At 68.3% G+C, this 18,606-nt stretch carries 17 protein-coding genes; 9 read left to right on the top strand and 8 right to left on the bottom strand.

The features are described from left to right. The first annotated feature begins 254 nt into the window (after positions 1-254). Positions 255-2,237 (top strand): primary-amine oxidase, encoded by a 1,983-nt coding sequence (locus tag F4561_RS06685; RefSeq protein WP_184575818.1) that lies wholly within the window; start codon positions 255-257, stop codon positions 2,235-2,237. A 31-nt stretch (positions 2,238-2,268) separates the two neighbouring features. Here the strand turns inward: F4561_RS06685 and F4561_RS06680 are convergent, their stop codons facing one another. Together F4561_RS06680 and F4561_RS06675 are read right to left on the bottom strand one after the other, a co-directional pair. Continuing rightward, positions 2,269-3,492, bottom strand: coding sequence for a low temperature requirement protein A (locus F4561_RS06680; RefSeq protein ID WP_184575816.1), 1,224 nt, complete (start codon positions 3,490-3,492; stop codon positions 2,269-2,271). A gap of 253 nt (positions 3,493-3,745) precedes the next feature. Continuing rightward, positions 3,746-4,333, bottom strand: coding sequence for a DUF4303 domain-containing protein (locus F4561_RS06675; protein WP_184575814.1), 588 nt, complete (start codon positions 4,331-4,333; stop codon positions 3,746-3,748). A gap of 216 nt (positions 4,334-4,549) precedes the next feature. On the opposite strand from F4561_RS06675, the gene F4561_RS06670 reads away from it, so the two are divergent. The 3 genes from F4561_RS06670 to F4561_RS06660 are packed head-to-tail and all read left to right on the top strand — an operon-like array spanning position 4,550 to position 6,250. Beyond that, the gene (locus tag F4561_RS06670) at positions 4,550-5,155 is read left to right on the top strand and encodes a winged helix-turn-helix domain-containing protein (RefSeq protein ID WP_184575812.1); all 606 of its coding nucleotides are present in this window, start codon (positions 4,550-4,552) and stop codon (positions 5,153-5,155) included. Then, entirely contained in the window at positions 5,145-5,846 is a 702-nt protein-coding gene (locus tag F4561_RS06665) for an SRPBCC family protein (protein ID WP_184575810.1), read from the top strand. Before F4561_RS06670 ends, F4561_RS06665 begins: the two co-directional genes overlap by 11 nt. Beyond that, the gene (locus F4561_RS06660; RefSeq protein ID WP_184575808.1) at positions 5,843-6,250 is read left to right on the top strand and encodes a VOC family protein; all 408 of its coding nucleotides are present in this window, start codon (positions 5,843-5,845) and stop codon (positions 6,248-6,250) included. The genes F4561_RS06665 and F4561_RS06660 overlap by 4 nt, the downstream gene beginning before the upstream one ends. A gap of 250 nt (positions 6,251-6,500) precedes the next feature. Here the strand turns inward: F4561_RS06660 and rox are convergent, their stop codons facing one another. Continuing rightward, a complete protein-coding gene (gene rox / locus F4561_RS06655) occupies positions 6,501-7,964 on the bottom strand; it encodes a rifampin monooxygenase (protein WP_184575806.1) in 1,464 nt (487 codons plus the stop codon). 657 nt (positions 7,965-8,621) lie between these two features. Here rox and F4561_RS06650 point away from each other — a divergent pair. The 3 genes from F4561_RS06650 (at position 8,622) to F4561_RS06640 (ending at position 10,822) form a co-directional block, all read left to right on the top strand. Next, the gene (locus F4561_RS06650) at positions 8,622-9,758 is read left to right on the top strand and encodes a hypothetical protein (RefSeq protein WP_312885170.1); all 1,137 of its coding nucleotides are present in this window, start codon (positions 8,622-8,624) and stop codon (positions 9,756-9,758) included. 17 nt (positions 9,759-9,775) lie between these two features. Next, the gene (locus tag F4561_RS06645) at positions 9,776-10,300 is read left to right on the top strand and encodes a hypothetical protein (protein ID WP_312885169.1); all 525 of its coding nucleotides are present in this window, start codon (positions 9,776-9,778) and stop codon (positions 10,298-10,300) included. A gap of 138 nt (positions 10,301-10,438) precedes the next feature. Further along, positions 10,439-10,822: a hypothetical protein gene (locus F4561_RS06640; RefSeq protein WP_184575801.1), complete on the top strand. Its 384-nt coding sequence runs from the start codon at positions 10,439-10,441 to the stop codon at positions 10,820-10,822. A gap of 145 nt (positions 10,823-10,967) precedes the next feature. Here F4561_RS06640 and F4561_RS06635 read toward each other — a convergent pair whose 3' ends face one another. Continuing rightward, positions 10,968-11,564, bottom strand: a complete 597-nt coding sequence (locus F4561_RS06635) for a hypothetical protein (protein ID WP_184575799.1) — start codon at positions 11,562-11,564, stop codon at positions 10,968-10,970. 443 nt (positions 11,565-12,007) lie between these two features. Here F4561_RS06635 and F4561_RS06630 point away from each other — a divergent pair, with 443 nt between their 5' ends. Both F4561_RS06630 and F4561_RS06625 read left to right on the top strand, forming a co-directional pair. Beyond that, entirely contained in the window at positions 12,008-12,502 is a 495-nt protein-coding gene (locus F4561_RS06630) for a universal stress protein (RefSeq protein WP_184575797.1), read from the top strand. A 9-nt stretch (positions 12,503-12,511) separates the two neighbouring features. Then, on the top strand, positions 12,512-14,098 hold the full coding sequence (locus F4561_RS06625; protein WP_184575795.1) for a sodium:solute symporter family transporter: 1,587 nt from the start codon (positions 12,512-12,514) through the stop codon (positions 14,096-14,098). Positions 14,099-14,229: 131 nt separating this feature from the next. Here the strand turns inward: F4561_RS06625 and F4561_RS06620 are convergent, their stop codons facing one another. Genes F4561_RS06620 through F4561_RS06605 form a run of 4 tightly spaced genes read right to left on the bottom strand, consistent with a single transcriptional unit; the run spans position 14,230 to position 18,578 of the window. Then, positions 14,230-15,945, bottom strand: a complete 1,716-nt coding sequence (locus F4561_RS06620; protein WP_184575794.1) for a PhnE/PtxC family ABC transporter permease — start codon at positions 15,943-15,945, stop codon at positions 14,230-14,232. After that, a complete protein-coding gene (locus tag F4561_RS06615) occupies positions 15,942-16,688 on the bottom strand; it encodes a phosphonate ABC transporter ATP-binding protein (protein ID WP_184575791.1) in 747 nt (248 codons plus the stop codon). Before F4561_RS06615 ends, F4561_RS06620 begins: the two co-directional genes overlap by 4 nt. Then, entirely contained in the window at positions 16,685-17,593 is a 909-nt protein-coding gene (locus tag F4561_RS06610) for a putative selenate ABC transporter substrate-binding protein (RefSeq protein WP_184575789.1), read from the bottom strand. Before F4561_RS06610 ends, F4561_RS06615 begins: the two co-directional genes overlap by 4 nt. 49 nt (positions 17,594-17,642) lie before the next feature. Continuing rightward, positions 17,643-18,578, bottom strand: coding sequence for an Rv1678 family membrane protein (locus F4561_RS06605; RefSeq protein ID WP_184575787.1), 936 nt, complete (start codon positions 18,576-18,578; stop codon positions 17,643-17,645). Between the last annotated feature and the right edge of the window lie 28 nt (positions 18,579-18,606).

The following is an 18,606-nucleotide window of genomic DNA, read 5'->3' as shown; positions in this document are numbered from 1 at the left end:
CGGAGGGGGCGAAGGCGCGGGGATCCGCCCGAGTTGTCGCAGCGCGCAGATCGCTTGACTCTCCGAGGCCGATCCGCACGGGCCACTGCGCGGCACCCCCGCGGCTGGGTAGCTTGGCCGCACCATGCGGCCGCCGCCCCACCACGGCGGTCCGCCGCGGCGAGCCGCCGTGGCCCAACGGCCCGTACCAGGCCGTGAGCCGCACCAGCGCGCTTTCCGCGGCCCGCACGACCACCCGACTGCAGGAGGAACCCTTGACGACGGACACCACCCCATCCGCCGCTCGGCCGTCGTCCTTCGGTGTGACCCATCCGCTCGACACGCTGACGGCCGCGGAGATCGCGAGGGCCCGGGAGATCCTCGTCCGCCACGGCAAGGTCGGGCCGACCACCCGCTTCCCACGGCTGCTGCCGGTCGAGCCGGATAAGCAGGCCGTCCGGGAGCACACACCGGGCGCGGACGATTTCGACCGCAGCGTGCTCGCCACCCTGCTGGACACCTCGACCGGACAGGTCAGCGAAGCCGTGGTGTCCGTCACCGCCGACACCCTCACCTCCTGGCGCGACCTGCCGACCGCGGAACCCCCCTACGGGCAGCCCCCGTACATGTTCGAGGAGTACGACCGCGCCTCCGAGATCGTCAAGGCGGACCCCCGCTGGCAGGCCGCCATGGCACGGCGGGGCGTCACCGACACGACCCACACCTTCGTCGCCCCGCTCGCCCCCGGCTTCTTCCCCCGGGAAGGTGAGACGGGTCGGCGCATGATCCGGTCACTGACCTTCCACCGCCGCTACGAGGGCGACAACCAGTGGGCGCACCCGGTCGAGGGCCTCGTCGCGCACGTCGACCTGACGGCGGGAAAGGTGGTCCGCCTTGAGGACGAGGGCGACGCTCCCCTCCCGCTGGACGACTGGCACTACACGCCCGAACACACCGGCCCGGCCCGCACCACCCTCAAACCGCTGGAGATCACTCAGCCCGAAGGCCCCTCCTACACCGTGGAGGGCACCCGGGTCCGCTGGGAGAACTGGACCCTCCGGATCGGCTTCAACGCCCAAGAAGGCCTGGTGCTGCACCAGATCTCCTTCCGCGACGGCGGCGAGGACCGCCCCGTCGTCTACCGGGCCTCCGTCCCCGAGATGGTGGTCCCCTACGGCGACCCGGCGAGCACGCGCTATTGGATCAGCTACTTCGACGCCGGAGAGTACTCCCTCGGCAAGAACGCCAACTCGCTCAAGCTCGGCTGCGACTGCCTCGGCGAGATCACCTACTTCGACGCCGTGGTGGCCGACGACGAGGGCCACCCCATGACCATCCCGCACGCCGTGTGCATGCACGAGGAGGACTACGGTGTGCTGTGGAAGCACACGGATCCGGGTGAACCGTCCCAGGTCCGGCGTTCCCGCCGCCTCGTGCTCTCCTACTTCGCCACCGTCGGCAACTACGACTACGGGTTCTTCTGGTACTTCTACCTCGACGGCTCGATCCAGATGGAGACCAAAGCCACCGGTGTCGTGTTCGTCGGCGCCGCGGAGCCCGGAACCGATAACCCGTACGCCCCCGAAATCGCCCCGGGCATCATCGCTCCCGTCCACCAGCACATCTTCTGCGCGCGCCTGGACATGTCCGTCGACGGGCCGGCGAACTCGGTCGAGGAGGAGAACCTCGTCGGTCTTCCCACCGGCCCGCGGAACCCGTACGGGAACGCCTTCACCTACCAGCGGGTCCGGCTGGCACGCGAGTCGGAAGCCGCGCGGGACGCCCACAGCGAATCCGGGCGCCGGTGGTACGTCACCAGTGCGAACCGGCGCAACGCCGTCGGAAAACCGACGGCCTTCCAGCTCCTTCCGATGCCGGGTCCCCGGCTCATGGCCCAACCGGGCTCCTCAGCCGCGGACCGCGCCGAGTTCGCCCGCCACCACCTGTGGGTGACCGCCTACGACCCGGCCGAACGCTTCCCGGCCGGCGACTACCCGAACCAGCACGCGGGAGGCGGCATCGCACACTGGACCCGGGCCGACCGCCCGCTCACCGACACCGACCTCGTCCTGTGGCACACCTTCGGCCCCACCCACATCCCCCGTCCCGAGGATTGGCCGGTGATGCCTGTCGACTACTCGGGGTTCTGGCTCAAACCGCACGGCTTCCTCGACGCGAACCCGGCTCTCGACCTGCCGGACCGGTCCGCGAGCGACCACCGCCCACAAGGCGCGGACCACCACGACTGCTGCGAGTAGTCCGGCCTCCCCGGGACCTCGTGCCCGGTCGTCAGGGGTCCACCCTCTCGGCCGAACCGCCCTCCAGGCTGGTCGCCGGATCAGCGGTTCGGCTACGCGAACGTGCCGTGAGAACGGCGAGCGTGGCCATCACCAGCAGCACCGCCAGGCTGACGGCGGCGATCGGGAGGTGCTCGTGGTAGTAGGCCGCGACGGCGCCGATGACCGCCAGCGCCGCGGCGGCGCCGAACCGCGAGCGGGCAACCCGTCCGAATCGGGACCGCAGGAACAGCAGGTTCCCCGCCAGGTAGACCAATGGGCCCCCGATGGTCACCAGGATGATCGGCAGGCTCAGGTGGTCGTGGGTGATCCGCAGTTCGATGGAGACGGCGACCACGATGGCACCGAGGACCATCAGGGCGTGCGCATAGGCGAACGCGGAACGCAGCGCACCCGTACCGCCTTCGCCGCCGGTGACCTCGTGGCCGGCCAGCGCGAAGTAGTTCCACCACAGCACGGTCAGTCCCGCGAAACCCAGCAGCAGACTGAGCACGGTGTTGGCGTTCAGTATCCCCTCATCGACCAGGGCGCCACCCATCAGCAGGATCGACTCGCCCAGGGCGATGATGAAGACCAACCGGTTGCGTTCGGCCAGGTGTTCGGCGTCGGTGTCCCACCGTTCCATCGGCGCGCTGACCAGACCGGGGATGCGGAAGTTGAGGAGCGGCGCCGCGTAGTCGATCACGACCGCCAGCAACCACACCCACAGCCGCACCTCCGGCGGCAGCAGCGCCCCGGCGATCCAGGCCACACCCGCGAGTGCCGACCAGCTCAGCAGGGCCGTGTAGTTCGACGCCAGCTGCCGCCCCCGGAAACCCACGATCATGAACACCGGGCGGAGCAGGCCCATGAAGACGAAACAGCCGGCGAACAGCAAGCCGGAGCCGCCAAAGGCGTCCGGGATGGCCGCGGCCATCCCGAGTGATGCCACCATGAGGACGGCGTTGAGTAACTGGACCCGGGTGTTGGCCGGGTTGAGCCAGTTCATCACCCACGCGGTGTAGTTCCACCCCCACCAGATCGCGGCGAAGATGATCGCCGTCTCGGCGAATCCCCGCCAGCTGAGGTGCTCGATGAGCACGTGGGACAGCTGGATGATGGCGAAGACGTAGACCAGGTCGAAGAAGAGCTCGACCGGGCCGACCTCGGAACGGCGGTGGCCGTCGTGCCGGGCGATGCCGCGCCACGGTTGGGTGGTGGGTTCAGTGGGAGTCATGGTCCAGATTCAGCCGTCGGTGTCGCGGTTTCCCGGTTCGAAGGTGATGTCGGGGAAGGCTCGCGGACCTCGGAGACCGAGTGCCGCGACCAAGCGGAACAGGGGCGTCGCTGCGCCGGGGCGGTACGCCCCGGGGGACTCCCGCCCCCTCCGGTGCTTTCGCGGGCCAAAGCTGCAGCCCTCTCGGCTGTACGAGCTTCTCACAGACCTCGGGGAACGGTGGAGCGCTCGTGGGCCTGTCGGGCATCCGGTGTCAGTCGGCGGCGGCCAGGTGCGGCAGGTACTGCCGGATCTCGGCATCGGTGAGGGTGCGCGGCACCAGCTCCTCTTCGTCGTCCAGCGCGACCACGACGAGGTTCTCGGGGGCAACCCGCTCGCGGCGGAGCGTCGCCGCGACGGTGCGGCAGGCGCGTACGACCACATCGATGTAGCGCTCGTGGACCGCCTCCCAACGCGCCTCGTCGCCCTCCATCAGGTTCTCGTCCCACGCCCCCTCGCCCGACGCGGCTTCGGTCAGGGTCTTGCTCCAGGCCCAGAAGGCGTCCTGGTCCCCCCAGTCCGCGTCGAAGTGCTGGTGGGGCCAGTCCGCGGGGTTCCAGCGCAGGTCCTCCCACGGACCCGGCGGGAATTCCCGCTGGCTCCGGTGCGCGGCCAGGCGCTCCTCGAACCATTCCTCCGTGGCGGCGGCGAACGAAGGCAGCATGATCCGGCCGCGGGTTTCGGCGTAGAACAGGTACACCGCCACCGCGTACGTGTGTCCTCCCCGAGCCACGCGGGTGCGGGCGAAACGCTCCAGCTCCGCGGTGAGCTCGGCCTCGAAGCGACCCCAGTCGACGTCCATGACCTCACCTCCGGCGACCGACTCTAGCCCGTGGCGCCCACCACCAGTGGGCCCGCGCCGGGTGGCGCTCCGGTAGCTCCTCGCGGCAGCGATCGGTCCAACCGGAGCCTGACCTGTTCGGGCCAACAGCACGCAGCTCGCCAGATGGGCCATGGGGACTTACCGACAACTGAAATTGTCTTGACAAAAAATCTTGTCAATGCCAAGCTCATGCCCATGTTGGATACTGCGGTCATAGACGAGCCGTCCACTGCTGCGGCGACGCTGGAACCGGTACGCGCGCGGCTGCTACACGAGCTCGCCGAACCCGCCTCGGCGTCGACGCTCGCCGCCAAGCTCGGCCTGAGCAGGCAGAAGGTCAACTACTACCTGCGTGGCCTGGAGGAACACGGCCTCATCGAACTGGTCGAGGAGCGACGCAAGGGCAACATGACCGAGCGTGTGATGCGCGCGATCGCCGAGGCCTACGTGATCTCGCCCTCGGCCTCCGGTCCGGTGGCGCCGGACCCGTCCCGCTCGCCAGACCGGCTCTCCGCCCGATGGCTGCTGGCCGTGGCTGCCCGCCTGGTGCAAGACGTCGGTGCCTTGATCGGCGCCGGAGCCAAGACAGGCAAACGAGTGGCCACATTAGCCATCGACGGGGAGATCCGCTTCGCGAGCGCGGCGGAACGGTCCGCGTTCGCCCAGGAGCTGTCCGATGCGGTCTCCGGGCTGGTGGCGAAGTACCACGACGAGAACGCCGCCGGGGGCCGCGGGCACCGGCTCGTAGTGGCGTTGCATCCCTCGATGGACCGGAATGAGGAGGGGCCGGATGGGGGGTGATTTCGAGCTGCCCAAGGAGATCGAGCTGCCCGCCTCGCCGGAGGAGGTCTGGCGGGCCATCGCCACCGGGCCCGGCCTGACGGCGTGGTTCATGCCGATGGAGATCGACCCGGAGAGCTCCGCGGTCACCGAGTGGGACCCGCCGCGCAAGCTGGCCATCCGCGTCCCGGAAGCCGAGGACGGATCCACACAGGCCTTCCAGTACCTGATCGAGGGCCGGGACGGCGGGACCTGCGTGCTCCGGTTCGTCCACAGCGGCTTCCTCGGCGACGACTGGAGCGACGAGTTCGAGGGCATGACCAGCAGTGGCTGGGACATGTACCTGTTCACACTCGCCCAGTACCTGCGGCACTTCCGCGGTCGTCCAGCGTCCTATGTGGAGGCGGAGGCGCCCGCGGTCGGCGGATGGGACCGGTTGCGCCTGCTGCTCGGAGCCCCCCGGCTCGGCGGACAGGTGCAGGTCGACCTGCCTGGCGGACCGCGGATCCTCGGTGAGGTGGACTACCTGACCGAGAAGTTCATCGGTTTCCGCACCCCCGATGAGCTCATCCGGTTCCACGAACGTTCCGCGATCGGTCTACCGATCGCGGTCAGTGACCACCACTACGGCGCACTCGCCGATCCGCAGCGGCGCGCCGAAGCCTGGCAGCAGTTGCTTGCTGCCACCGTCGACCAAGGAGAACAGGCATGACCGAGGGCAACCAGCAGAAACTGACCACGTTCCTGATGTTCCAGGGCAGGGCCGAGGAAGCGATGACGCTCTACACATCGCTGTTCGCCGACTCGGAGGTGTTGGACGTCACCCACTACGGCCCGAATGAGGCTGGCGCGGAAGGCAGCGTGCAGCACGCCACGTTCTTCCTAGCCGGTCAGCGGTTCATGTGCATCGACAGCAATGTCTCGCACTCGTTCAGCTTCACGCCCGCGACCTCGATCTACGTGCAGTGTGCCGACGACGCCGAGATCGGGCGGCTCTACGCCGAACTATCCAAGGACGGCACCGAACTGATGCCGCTGGACAACTACGGATTCAGCACCAGGTTCGCCTGGGTGAACGACCGGTTCGGCGTTTCCTGGCAGCTCAACCTGGCTTGATCCCCATCTTTCGGTCAGCTCGGTGTCCTTACCGTCGAGCCGGCCTCCCGGCTCGCGAATTTTACGGTCAGGCCGGGCAGTAGCGACCCGCGGCGGGACCGCGGCGGCGGGTTGGCCGGGGCGGCATCAGCGCAGGACTCCCTCGGGGGAGGCTGCCCGACGCCACCCCGGCTACCGAACCTGATCAATCGGTCTGCTGATCGCGATGTGGTCGGAGCAGGTCACAGTCGAGCTTTGGCACGTCCCGGAGTCAGGAGGGCCGCCCGGTGACGGGCACTGCCGTTTTCAGGGGTGCGCCGAACCACGTGGGCAGCTGGCCAAGCAGATCCCGCTGGTCTTCGCCGACCCACGCCACGTGGCCGTCCGGCCGCAGCAGCACCGCGGGCACGTCCAGTTCCTCGCTGACGTCGGCGGCATGGTCGACCCGATCCGCCCAGCCCGCCACCGAGAGCCGGCCGGTCGGGTCGAGCAGGAGCCCGCGGCCGCCGCGCATCAGCCCGTAGAGGCGGCCCCGCTTCAATCCGATGTCGCGCATCCGCGTGCCGAGCAGTTCGTGCCCCTCACCGAAGTCGTAGCGGACCCCGATCGCGGTGACCTTCTCAATCAGGTACCGGTTCACCTCCTCGAAGTCCATCAGTTCCGACACCACCCGGCGCACCGCCTGGGGACCGGGCTCGGTGGACAGCAGTTCGGCCTGCGCGCGGGTGTTGTCCAGCACGGCGGCGGCCACCGGGTGCCGTTCGGTGTGGTAGCTCTCCAGCAGCCCCTCCGGTGCCCACCCGTCGACCTCGGCGGCCAGTTTCCAGCCGAGGTTGAACGCGTCCTGGATGCCGAGGTTGAGGCCCTGCCCACCCAGCGGTGGGTGGACGTGCGCCGCGTCGCCGGCCAGCAGCACCCGGCCGCTCCGGAAGCGCTCGGCCAGCCGGGTGGCGTCGCCGAAGCGGGACAGCCAGCGCGGTGCGTGCACGCCGAAGTCGGTGCCGGCGAACACCCGCAGCCGCCGCTTGAACTCTTCGAGGGTCGGCGGGACCGCGCGGTCCTCGGCCACCCCTTCAGCGGGCACGACGGCGCGGTACAGTCCGTCCCCGGAGGGACCGACGCCGAAATCCTTGTTGGTCGTGCGGACTTCGGCCACCACGGCGGCCACCGTCTCCGGCGGCGCGGTCACCTCCATCTCGCCCAGCAGCCACTCGACCTTGGCGGGCTCACCGGGGAAGCCGACACCGAGCAGCTTGCGCACCGTACTGCGGCCGCCGTCGCAGCCGACGAGGTAGCGCGAGCGCAGCCGCGTGCCGTCGGCCAGCTCGGCGGTCACCCCGTCCGCGTCCTGGCTCAGCCCCACCAGCTCGCAGTCGCGCCGGATCTCGGCGCCGGCCTCGGCGGCGCGCTCGGACAGCAGGCGATCGGTGGTCGGCTGCGGGATGCCGAGGATGTAGGGGTGCGCGGTGTCCAACCCCGGCCACGGCTTGTGGATGCCGGCGAAGTTGTGCGGGTAACTGTCGAGCGCGTACTGCTGGCCGTGCGCCAGGAACCGCTCCAGCAGACCGCGCTGGTCCAGCACCTCGATGCTGCGCACGTGCAGGCCGAGCGACCGGACCTGCCTGGTCGGCTCCGCTTCCTTCTCCAGCACGAGTACGCGCACGCCGTGCAGCCGCAACTCGCCGGCCAGCATCATGCCGGTCGGCCCGCCGCCGGCAACGATCACGTCAATCATGGGATCCCCCGTTCAACAAGGTTGCATTTCGGCCAGCTGCTCCGCGCGGTCCGGCGGCGCGCACACCCGCGCCTCCGCGCCGAGCGCCCGCAATCGCACCGCGCGCCCCACCTGCGGTTCGACCCTCTGCGCGACCCACACGTCAACAAAAGCCCACGTATTTCGCGAACCCCTGATTTCCGCAGGTGCTGGCTCCGATCGGAGAGTCTGCGGCACGACCCGGGTCTTGCCGCAAGCCCCCGGGTGCGCTATACATTGAAAATGGCAGGGAGTTTTCTTTTCCATTTATCGATCTCCGACGATAAATAATCTCCCTACGAAGCGGCGCGCCGCGTACGGCGGCACCACCGGCTCAGGAGGTCTTCATTCGCCCGCTGCGGTCCACGCGGCACAAGCGGCTGACCTCACTCAGCCGTGCTTCTCCTTCGAGGTCATCCAGATTCTGTGCTCAGCACGAACCCATACGAGCTGCGACTTCGAACCAAGGCGCCTGGGACACTCGGTCGTTGGGCCCTGCGTTGGGCCCTGGGACCCAAGATCTTCGGGATCGTGCGATGTAACCTAGCTGCTCCCGGACCTATCCCCCTCACGGAACGAGACATGCTCCGTCATATCCGCAGTCCCGACCGTGGTACCAGCTTCACTGAGTATGCCGCGGTGATCCTGTTGGTTGCCGCCATCACCGCTGTTGTTCTCGCAGGTGGAATTCCCGGAACGATCAGGGACAACATCCAGGCCGCCATCGAAAGTATCGGAGACGGCGAAGGCTCGGATACCGACTCTGATCCGCAAGAGCCGAACGGGGACAACAGCCTCCCGGAGGAGCCCGATCTTCCCGAGTCCGAGGAAATCCAACCCGCCGACAGGGAACCGGAAGAGGACACGGCGTGGCCCTATACGGTGCAACCCGCCATCCATGAGGACTCTGATAGCGACGAGGACTCTGAAAGCGATTCAGAGGCCCCCAGTGGCGAGGTCGACCCGGAAGACAGCCCGGTGTACCAAGAGCCGGGAGAATATCCGCAAATGGACGACTACCACGAGTCCCAGGAGGACTTCGAGAGCATCGGCGACGGCGACCAACCATTGTGCGGATGGCCGCTGGAGGACCCCGACCTGATGAACGAGGGCACTGGGCGCCACGTCTGCGACACTCTCATGGATGTAGACACGATGATAAACGGTGCCCGAACTGGTTGCTGGGCTCACCCGATGTACTGGGGCAAGGACGAGGAGTGGGCCAACTGCCAGCCCAATGCGGCCGATATGCTGGAACACTACATGAGCGCGTCCGGTGAGGACATCGATCTCGACATGGACGAGTTCATATCTGACATTCCAGAATTCCAGGATGAGATTGAGGGTCAGCAGCAGGACATCATCGACAGTGCCCTCGAAGCTGCCGAGGGAAGTGATGAGCCTGTGACGTTCCCGGTCAGCACCGAGAAGATAGGTTGGGGTTATCCTCCGGGCGAAGAGAATGGGAGTGAATTCGTCTACGACAACCGCGACTGGCAGAGCTCGATCGGCAGTTTTCACTACTGGATCGAGGGAGATATCACCGTGCATCCTCCCGACGATCCCGACGGGGATCCCACGTACTCGCTAGACACAGATGTGAACATGGAGAAGTGGTACAGTTGGGAACGCGATAATGACGAACAACTCTTTCAAAGCTGGAAAGGAATGCTAGCGGGACAGGCCCATTCGGATATGGCTATGCTACACCAGTACGGTATCGCCCAGGAGTTCTGGATCCGAGGTGACACGAGCCTCCCAACGGTAGAGGGATGATGATCTTGAGGAGGGAAGTGGCGGTCGCCGCCCTCAGTGCCGCAATGGTGGTCAGCGGGTGCTCACCGCTCCAACCTGACGGGCAGGAGCCGTCGTCCCCACCTCCCCCATCCCCCATACCCGGGGACACCGCCGAGCTGCAGGACGGCTTCGAGGAGCTCAGCGGTCTCGTTCTCCCCTCCAACACCTCCGACCTGGAGATCGAGGGCAAGTACCTCAGCGACGACCGCCCCTACTATGAGCTGCGTTTCGAAACCACCCGTGGTGGCGCGGAAGTGATCTGTACCGCGGACAACTTCGGCACCTATGTTTCCTCAGGGCCTCCCGACGAGGAACAGCACGAGCTGTTCGATATCCAGGAGGACGACGGCACCATAGCCGAGACCGTTAAGTGTCAGGGGAGCAACCCGGACAACGGTCGTGTGCAGCGCCAGGTCGCCGTACTGTTTCCCGAGGACGGCCTACAGCAGGGGGAGGACGAGCCCGACGGGGAGGACACCGCTATCGTCTACGCCTACAGCGTCCTCTGGCCAGCACGTTGACACGCCGGTAGCCGGATCCGTGCCCGACCCGGGACTCCCCGCCCGAACCCCGCCGGCCCATCCCGGCACTCGTTACTGATGTACCCCCTTCGGGGCCCGCGCGGGTCCCCGCGACGAGCCTTTGCCCCAGGAGCCACCATGCCCCCCGCCACCGCGGCCCCGAAAGCGATCATCTGGATCCGGGGCCTACTGTGTGTCCTGTTCGTCGTCAGAGCGGCGCGGGGTGTGCACGCGTACTCCGTCCTGCCCGACGACATCTTCTTCACGACGCTGGCGTTCGTGTACGCGTTACCGGGGGTGCTCGCGCTGGTCCTCGCGATCCTGGCCGGCCGGGAGAGCCGGCCCGTCTTCGTGGCTCACCTATTGCTGACCGCGGGCTTTCTCCTGTGGATGGGGTACTCGTTGCTGAACAACCAGATCTTTTTCTACGACTGGGTGGTCCTCGCCCAGACCACGGTTCCCGTGGCGCTCCTGGTGCTGCTTCTGCTCCCGAAGACCCGCGCCTTCTACCGCGTCTCGTAGCCGGGCTGGCGCCGGCGAGGGCTGTCCGCCATGATCGGCGCCTCGCTGGTCGTCACGCTCGCTGTGCGCCACGGGCCCCATGGCCACGGGGCCCTGCACGGCATCACCGGGAGCTGGCCGTCGTCCCTGACAGCCGCCCTTCCTGCTAGGCGGCGGAAGACACGTCGCCCGCGACGCGCGGCGGGTGGGAGCGCGGGCCGCTGAGATCGGCCCGGCCACGAGGGCCGATTCCGGTGTCTCTGCTGTAGTCCTGCGCCGTGGCCTTCAGCCGCACCATGACGTGCTCGGCCTCGCGCACGGCGTCGAGGAGCTCGTCGTCGCCGTAGTGCTGGAGCTGGTCGCGGGTCAGAGCGATCGCCTCTCGGAAGTTACCGGAAGCGTTGATCACGCGGGCGATGGAGGTACTGGTGTGCCAGAACTGCCCGTAGGGACCGCCATAGTCGGGGTCCTCGACCAGGCGTTCCTCGGATACCAGCTCCAGCAGGCGCTCGTAGATCCATCCGCGCTGGGCGATGCTGTCGGCGTTGAGGCCGACGGGGCGGGCATGAAGTCCCCACAGTCCGTCGTGGAGCTCCTGCCAGATCTCGTCAGTGCTGATGAGGCGGTGTCCGCGATGGCGGCTCCGCTCGACGATGGCGTGGATGCGGTTGGTGTCGCGCTGGGGGTCGGGCAGGTAGCGGCTACCCGTTGAGGTGGCATCGAGCGTGAGTAGGAATTCGGCGATCCGGCGGCAAGCTCCCATCTCCTGGCTCGCTTTCTGCTATGGGGGGTGAGCTACCCAGAAACATTCCCCACTGACGCGTTAAATGCGTCTGTATCCGATTTTGCTTCTATTGATCCCGCAACGCGCCGCGTCAGACAGGCGGCGGTCCCCGGCGATGTGGTGAGCATCCTCCGAAGCGGGCGAACCGCCCCGGGCCGCGGCAACCGCGCCGCGCTACGCGGTCTGACCGCGCTCCTGCCCGCCTCGGTAGGACTCGCAACCGTCCCGACGCGAGCCGGTGGGTCTGCTAACACAAAAGTCGAGGAGCTCCGGGCAAGCGGAATTCAGCGGGTTTGGCCAAAACCACTCCGGATAGTTCCTCCAGCACAGCAGATCCCAGGCCGCGTGTTTCTTGTGCGAACAATGCCGTCGGTTGCGACAATTGGGCCACCAGTTCCAGAGCACAGGAGGGAGGTTCCTCGATGGCCTCGTTTCCCACCTCGATGCTCGTGGCGGACGACGGCGCCCCCGAATCGGACTGGGCGCTCAAAACGGCTGTGGAGTTGGCGCTCACGACCGAATCTTCGTTGTCGCTCGTGCACTCCAAGTCGTTGGCACCCAGTGTGGTCGGCACCACGGTCACAGCGACCCATATCGAACGCCTACGCACAGAGGGACAGGCGCTTGTTGATCGTCGGGTCCAGGAGGTCTCGGCCAAAGGCCTCCGCCTCGACCACGCTTGGGTCCGGCTGGGCCGGCGGGTCGAAGCGGCGGTAATCGCCGCCGCGGAGGAACTCGGCTCTGGACTGCTGGTTGTCGGCGCCCGCGGGAGAAGCCCTGGCCAGCGCGCCGCACTGGGCGACCTGTCCGTGTCACTCGTGCGCGAGGCGCCATGCTCGGTCCTGACCGTTCATGCGGAACGAGCCCGAACACAGCCAGGCACCACCGGTGCTCGGCGACAAGGCGACCACCGGTAGGAGCCAGGGATGCCGGATTTCGAACTCGGTCCGATCGATCTGCTTGTCATCGTGGTGTTCGTGACCGCGGTCGTGGGATTTGCGCTCTGGATCGGCCGAAAGCAGGAAGGCACCGAAAGCTACTTCCTCGCTGGGCGTACAATGGTATGGCCGGTCGTCGGATTCTCCCTCTTCGCGACCCAGTTCAGCGGAACGCAGTATCTGGGTCTGGCAGGGGCGGGATTCGAGACGGGGATCTCGGTGTGGAACTTCGAGTGGGTAGCCACACTCGTGCTGCTCGTATTCGCCCTGCTGATCCTGCCCTTCTATCTGCAGTCCAAAATCACCACTGTTCCGGAGTTCCTCGAACGGCGCTACGACCGGCGGGCCCGATACGCGTTCTCGGGTTTCACCGTCGTCACCGCCATGCTTCTGGACAGTGCCGGGGCGATGTTCGCCGGGTCACTGGTCCTGTCACTGCTCTTTCCCGAAGTCCCACTGGGCGTCCACATAGCGGTCATCGCGTTACTCGGCGGCGGATACGTTCTGGTCGGTGGGTTGAAATCCGTCATGATCACCGACACGATCCAAGGGATCGTGCTGTTCGCCGCCGGAGCCGCGATCTTCATCACCGTCTTCGCCGAGTTCGGCTACGAGTGGTCGACGCTGCCCGAACTGGCGCCAGAGGGCGGTTTCACGGTGGCGCCGCCCGCCGGCGACGACTTTCTCCCCTGGCCGGGAATCTTTACCGGTGCGATCTGGCTGTCGTTCTATGTATGGGTCACCAACCACATCGTGGTCCAGCGAGTACTCGCGGCCAAGAACATCGACCACGGGCGCTGGGGAGCGCTGTTCGCTGGTTCGCTGCAGCTACCCGTCCTGGTTCTCCTGATCTTCCCGGGTGTTCTCGGCCGCGGTATCTACGACCAGGACGAGATGCCCAACAGCGATTTGGTCTGGCCAGCGCTGGTATTCGACTACCTGCCCGTCGGTATACGCGGTGCGGTTGTCGCGGCCCTGGTGTTCGCGCTGATGTCCACCCTCGACTCGGTCCTCAACGGCGCCTCAAGCCTGGTCGTCAACGACTTCATCAAACAGGGAAAACGCGAATTCACCGAACGGCAGCTACTGGCTATCGGGCGAATACTCGTCGGGGTCTTCATGGTGGTCGCGGCCTTGTGGGCACCGGTGATCACCACCTTCAGCGGCATCGTGGCGTACTTCCAGTCGTTCCTGGGCTACGTGACCATGCCCCTGGTCGTGGTGCTGCTCGGCGGCATTTTCTGGCAGCGCGCCTCCACAGCGGCGGGCTTCTGGACCCTCGTCCTCGTCCCGTTCGGGTTGGCGGCGTTCTTCGCCGGCGAGGTCTTCGGACTTTTCGACATCCAGTTCCTCTACGCCACAGGGCTCATGTTCCTCATCAGCCTTGTCGTGTTCGTGGTCATCTCCTTGGCCACGGATCCGCCACCCGCGAGAACCGCCGAGATCACCTGGAGTCGGGAAACCTGGCACCGGGAGTCCGCCGAACTCTCCGGCACGCCCTGGTACAAGAACTACCGCGTGCTCGCGCTGGCTCTCGGTGTGGTCACCATCGGCTCCGTGGTTCCCTTCGTCTGAGTGGGCGGCGGCGTTGGATAAGCACCCCGTGCCGCGTCCGGCCGGCGGGTGCGAACATCGCTACCACCGCCCCACCTGCTGTCCCACGGGCCGCGCCCGGCCGGTTACGCACTCTTTTCCCTGCTGCGGGGTCAGGCTCGAAGCGCGCGCCGTACCCGGCGTCCCAGCGTCTCCACAGCGATACTGACCAGCAACGACGCCAACAGGACGCTGGCGACCACCGGGAAGTCGAAGGCCGCGAGACGCTCGTTCAGCAGCCGGCCCAGTCCCGCGGCGCCGACGACACCGACGATGGCGGTGTCGCGCACGCAGATCTCGAACCGGTAGAGCGTATAGGTGACCAGGTGGTTCGCGGACGGCGGCGTCATGGACACCACCGCCGCGGCCGCGCGCGGGACGCCGGCGTCGCGCAGGGACTCCCGTGGCTTGAGGTTCATGGTCTCCCAGGCTTCGGCGACCAGCCGGCCGAGGATCCCTCCGGTGTAGAGCCCCAGCGCCAGGGCACCGGGCAGGATGCCCGGGAAGAAACCCAGGAGCGCGATGATGGCCCACACCGTCGGCGGGATCGACCGCAGGACCAGCAGCACCGCGCGGGCCACCGCCCAGACGGCCTTTCGGCCCGAGGCCGCCGGCCCGTGCCGACCGGCGCGTGGGCGGCTGGCCCAGGGGCCCACGAGCAGGGTGATCGCGACCGCCAGGACCATGGCGAGGACGGCCATGGTCACTGTGTCCAGGGCGGCGCCGATCAGCACCGGCCAGCCGCCCTCCGGGAGTGCGGGCGGCCACAGGTCGCTGAGCAGCTGACCGCCGCGTTCCCGGGTGCCGGCCGAAGTGAGACCGGCCGGTGAGAGGCCGACCCACCACCAGGCGAGGGAGATCGCCGGCACCATCAGGGCCAGGGACAGGCGGGTCGAGCGGGTCAGGCCGCGCGGCGCCCGCCCCTCGTCGGGCCTCTCGCGTCCGACTGACCAGTCGGCGCAGGTCACCACCGCGACATCGGAGCGGACGCGGTTGCTCCACAGCTCGATCGCCCCGGCGAGCACCAGCAGTGCCGCGACGAGCGTCCAGACCTCGTCCCAGTTCCGCGACTGCAGGCTCACGGTGAGCTCGAATCCCAGGCCTCCCACGCCGGCGACCCCGAGTACGACCGCGGACCGCAACGCGCACTCGAACCGGTAGAAGGAGTAGGACAGCAGCAGCGGCGCTGTGGCGGGCAGGAGGGCATAGACCAGAGCGGAGAAGCGTTTGGCGCCGGCGGCACGCAGCGAACGCAGCGGAGCGTCGGGCACGGCGTCGAACGTCTCCCCGAAGACCTGGGCGCTCTGCGCGCCGAAGGGCAGGGTGAGCGCCAGGACGGCGACGAGCGGGTCGAGGCCGAGCACGGTCACGAGGAACAGCGCCCACACCAGCTCGTGGACCGAGCGGACGGCCACCAGCGCGCCGCGGAGGACGAGCCGCCCCATACGCACCGGCCACGGCGGCGCGTCACCCCACGCCACGTCGCTGAGGACCAGGCCGCCAACCAGCCCCACCACCAGCGCCCCCACTGACCCGAGCAGGGCCAGGGCCAGTGTCGTCGCCGCGGCCTCAAGCACCACGCTGAGGAAGTCGGCGTCGAGGGAGGGGCGGAGCGCGGTCGCCGCGAGGTCGCCGAACAGGGCCAGGCCGTCCTGGTTGACCAGCTCGCCCCCGGAGGGGAAGGCGCGGTGCACCGCCCAGGCCAGCATCGCGGCCACCGCGGTCAGGGACACGAGCTTGCGGAGCAGGACCTTGCGCCCGCTCACGTGCTCGCGGGTCGGCGCGGGTGCGGCCGGCGGTGACGGCGGGGCGTCGAGACGGAGTGTCATGCGAGAGCGTAGAGGTCGTCCAGGGCCGCACTGCTCACGTCGGCGGCCGGGCGGTCGAGGACGATCTGGCCCTGCCGCAGACCCACCACGCGCGTGCAGTGCTCGCGGGCCAGCGACGGCTGGTGCAGGCTGACCACGAGCGTTCCCGCGGTCGGCAGCGTGCCGAGGAGGTCGAGGACTCCCGCGGCGCGCACCGGGTCGAGGCTGGCGACGGGCTCGTCGGCCACGACCAGCTCCGGCGCCTGCACCAGGAGCCGGGCGATGGCGACACGCTGCCGCTCGCCGCCGGACAGGCGTTCGGTGCGTTCGTGCAGTGCCCACCCCAGACCGACACGGTCGAGCGCCTCTCGGACCTCCCCCAGCCCGTGGGGCCAGACCATCGAGGCCAGCGCGCGGGCGGTGCTCCACCGTGCGAGCCGGCCCGCGTTGACGTTGTGCAGCACCCGGACCTGCTCGATCAGGGCGAATTCCTGGCTGACCGAGCCGATGCGCCGTTGGAGTTGCCGCCTGCGTGCGGCGGACAGGCGCGCGGGGTTCTCGCCGAACACCTCCACGCTGCCCGCGGTCGGCTCCAACGACCCGTTGAGCAGGGCCAGGAGCGTGCTCTTCCCGGCTCCGCTCGTGCCGAGAACCGCCAGGCGCTGCCCAGCGTGGACGGTGAGGTCCAGATCGCGCAGCGCCTCGTGCGAGCCGAAGCGGTGCCCCACGGAGCGGAGCCGGATCACCGGTGCGGAGCCGCTCACTCCAACAGTCCCAGGTCGCGCGCCACGTCCTCGATCCGGTCGTAGTCGGAGTCCTTGGTCCGCACGAACGACTCGGCTCCGAAGAGATCGAGCAGTTCGGCGTCCGCGGAGTTCTCCTGGTCGAGTCCCAGGAGCAGGTCCAGCACCTTCTCGCGGGTGCCCTTGCCGAAGGCGTCGTCGATGTCGGGGCGCACCAGCCAGTGGTAGTCGGCGTAGCCGGGGGTGCGCCACAGCACCTCCACGTCGCTCAGGTCGACCTCGCCCGCCTCGACGGTGGCGTCCCAGACCTGCTCGTTGACGGCCCCGACCTCGAAGCTGCCGTTGGCGACGGCCTCGATGGTGGCGTCGTGGGAGCCGGAGAACCCCGGCTCCCCCCGCAGGTCGCTCTGCTTGAGTCCGGCCTCCCGCATGAAGTACTGGGGCATGAGCCGACCGGAGGTGGAGGTCTCGCTGCCGAAGGTGAGGGTGTGCCCCGCGAGACCGCTCAGCCCGGCTGTCCCGTCGAACGGCCGCGGCCCCGAGCCGGAGTTGGCGATGAAGAGGCTGTGGAAGTCGGCGTCGATGTCGCGCTGCGCGATAGCGGTGGCATCCGGTACGCGCTCACGCGCTTGGACTCCGGTCAGCCCGCCCATCCAGGCCAGGTGCACGTCGCCGATCTCGAAGGCGCGTACCACGGCGGTGTAGTCGGTGACGGGCTGGTAGGCCACATTGAGTCCGGTCTCGTCGGCGAACCGCTCGGCCAGGGCGGGATAGAGCCGGTTGAGCAGCTCGGGGTCCTGGTCGGGAATGGCGGAGATCCCGAGTTCTTTCGCATCCGCCCCCTCACCGCTGCCGCAGGCGCTCAGCGCGAGCATCGCTGTGGTGCCGGCAAGCAACGTGCGACGGGTTAACGGTGTGGCAGGCATGGACACTTCCCTGTTCGCGTTCGGGTGGTGGTCGAAGGGGTTCCGGGGGTCAGGCGCTCTGCCGTGCCCGGCGCGACGCGCCGGCGACTGTCCCGGCGACAAGCGCGACGGACAGGAGGAACGCCGCCGAGGTCGCGGTGCCGCCCAACAGCGGATCGGTGAAGCCAACCTGGGCGTACAGGGACAGCGCGGCCAGGAGACCGGCGCCGGCCGCCGCCCAGCCGGGCAGGGCGGTTCTGGTAGCGGCGGCCACCAGCACCAGGGCTCCGGCCAGCGCAAGCACCAGTCCGCCGGCGAGGTTGTACTCGCCGAGGCTGAGCGCCAGCTCGGTGGACACCAGACCGGTGCCTTTGGGGGCGAGGGGGTCTCCGGTCGAGTTGAGGGCGCTGAAGGCACCGGCGATGACCGCGGCCGCGCCCCACACCAAGCCGAGGCTCCGGGCGGAGCTCACGCGGTCCCGCACCGCGTCGACGGCGAGCACCCGCCCCGCCGGGGAGTAGAGGACGACCACGTGGGCGCCGATCATCAACCAGTAGGCCCAGGGCCACTCGTGCGGCGCGAACGCCACCGAGAAGGCGATCGCCAGGGACGTGCCCGCACCGAGAACCGCGGCGACCCGCACCCAGGCACCGGTCAGCAACAGCACCGCGACCGCGGTCTCGGCGACCAGCACGCCCCAGCCGAAGGGCACTATGTTGGGCAGGACGACCCGCTCCACGACCCAGCTGTACGGGGGGAACACCGGGTGGCTCACGGCGAAGGCGGTCCAGTGGTAAAGCCCCTCGGTTTCGCTCCCGAAGTCCGGGGGGCGCTTCCACACCACGTTGTAGAGCCACATCAGGCCGAGCAGGACGCGGAGGAAGCACGCGGCGGCGGCTGGTCCGCGCCGGACAGTGGCACGGTCGCCGTCCCGCACGCTGTCCCCGTCGGTCGCGGGCCCGAAAAGCCAGCGGGTGGCGGCCGCACCGGTGGTTATGACGCTCACCGAGCCTCCTTCGTCCGCCGTCCAACGG

This window comes from Lipingzhangella halophila (genome assembly GCF_014203805.1).
Taxonomy (GTDB): Bacteria; Actinomycetota; Actinomycetes; order Streptosporangiales; family Streptosporangiaceae; genus Lipingzhangella; species Lipingzhangella halophila.
This window is presented reverse-complemented; position numbering and strand designations above follow the sequence as displayed.

Excerpts from the sequence above, each read along its gene's own strand:
- F4561_RS06680 (WP_184575816.1), bottom strand. The coding sequence starts at position 3,492 with ATGACTCCCACTGAACCCACCACCCAACCGTGGCGCGGCATCGCCCGG.
- F4561_RS06675 (WP_184575814.1), bottom strand. The coding sequence starts at position 4,333 with ATGGACGTCGACTGGGGTCGCTTCGAGGCCGAGCTCACCGCGGAGCTG.
- F4561_RS06670 (WP_184575812.1), top strand. The coding sequence starts at position 4,550 with ATGTTGGATACTGCGGTCATAGACGAGCCGTCCACTGCTGCGGCGACG.
- F4561_RS06665 (WP_184575810.1), top strand. The coding sequence starts at position 5,145 with ATGGGGGGTGATTTCGAGCTGCCCAAGGAGATCGAGCTGCCCGCCTCG.
- F4561_RS06660 (WP_184575808.1), top strand. The coding sequence starts at position 5,843 with ATGACCGAGGGCAACCAGCAGAAACTGACCACGTTCCTGATGTTCCAG.
- rox (WP_184575806.1), bottom strand. The coding sequence starts at position 7,964 with ATGATTGACGTGATCGTTGCCGGCGGCGGGCCGACCGGCATGATGCTG.
- F4561_RS06640 (WP_184575801.1), top strand. The coding sequence starts at position 10,439 with ATGCCCCCCGCCACCGCGGCCCCGAAAGCGATCATCTGGATCCGGGGC.
- F4561_RS06635 (WP_184575799.1), bottom strand. The coding sequence starts at position 11,564 with ATGGGAGCTTGCCGCCGGATCGCCGAATTCCTACTCACGCTCGATGCC.
- F4561_RS06630 (WP_184575797.1), top strand. The coding sequence starts at position 12,008 with ATGGCCTCGTTTCCCACCTCGATGCTCGTGGCGGACGACGGCGCCCCC.
- F4561_RS06625 (WP_184575795.1), top strand. The coding sequence starts at position 12,512 with ATGCCGGATTTCGAACTCGGTCCGATCGATCTGCTTGTCATCGTGGTG.
- F4561_RS06620 (WP_184575794.1), bottom strand. The coding sequence starts at position 15,945 with ATGACACTCCGTCTCGACGCCCCGCCGTCACCGCCGGCCGCACCCGCG.
- F4561_RS06610 (WP_184575789.1), bottom strand. The coding sequence starts at position 17,593 with ATGCCTGCCACACCGTTAACCCGTCGCACGTTGCTTGCCGGCACCACA.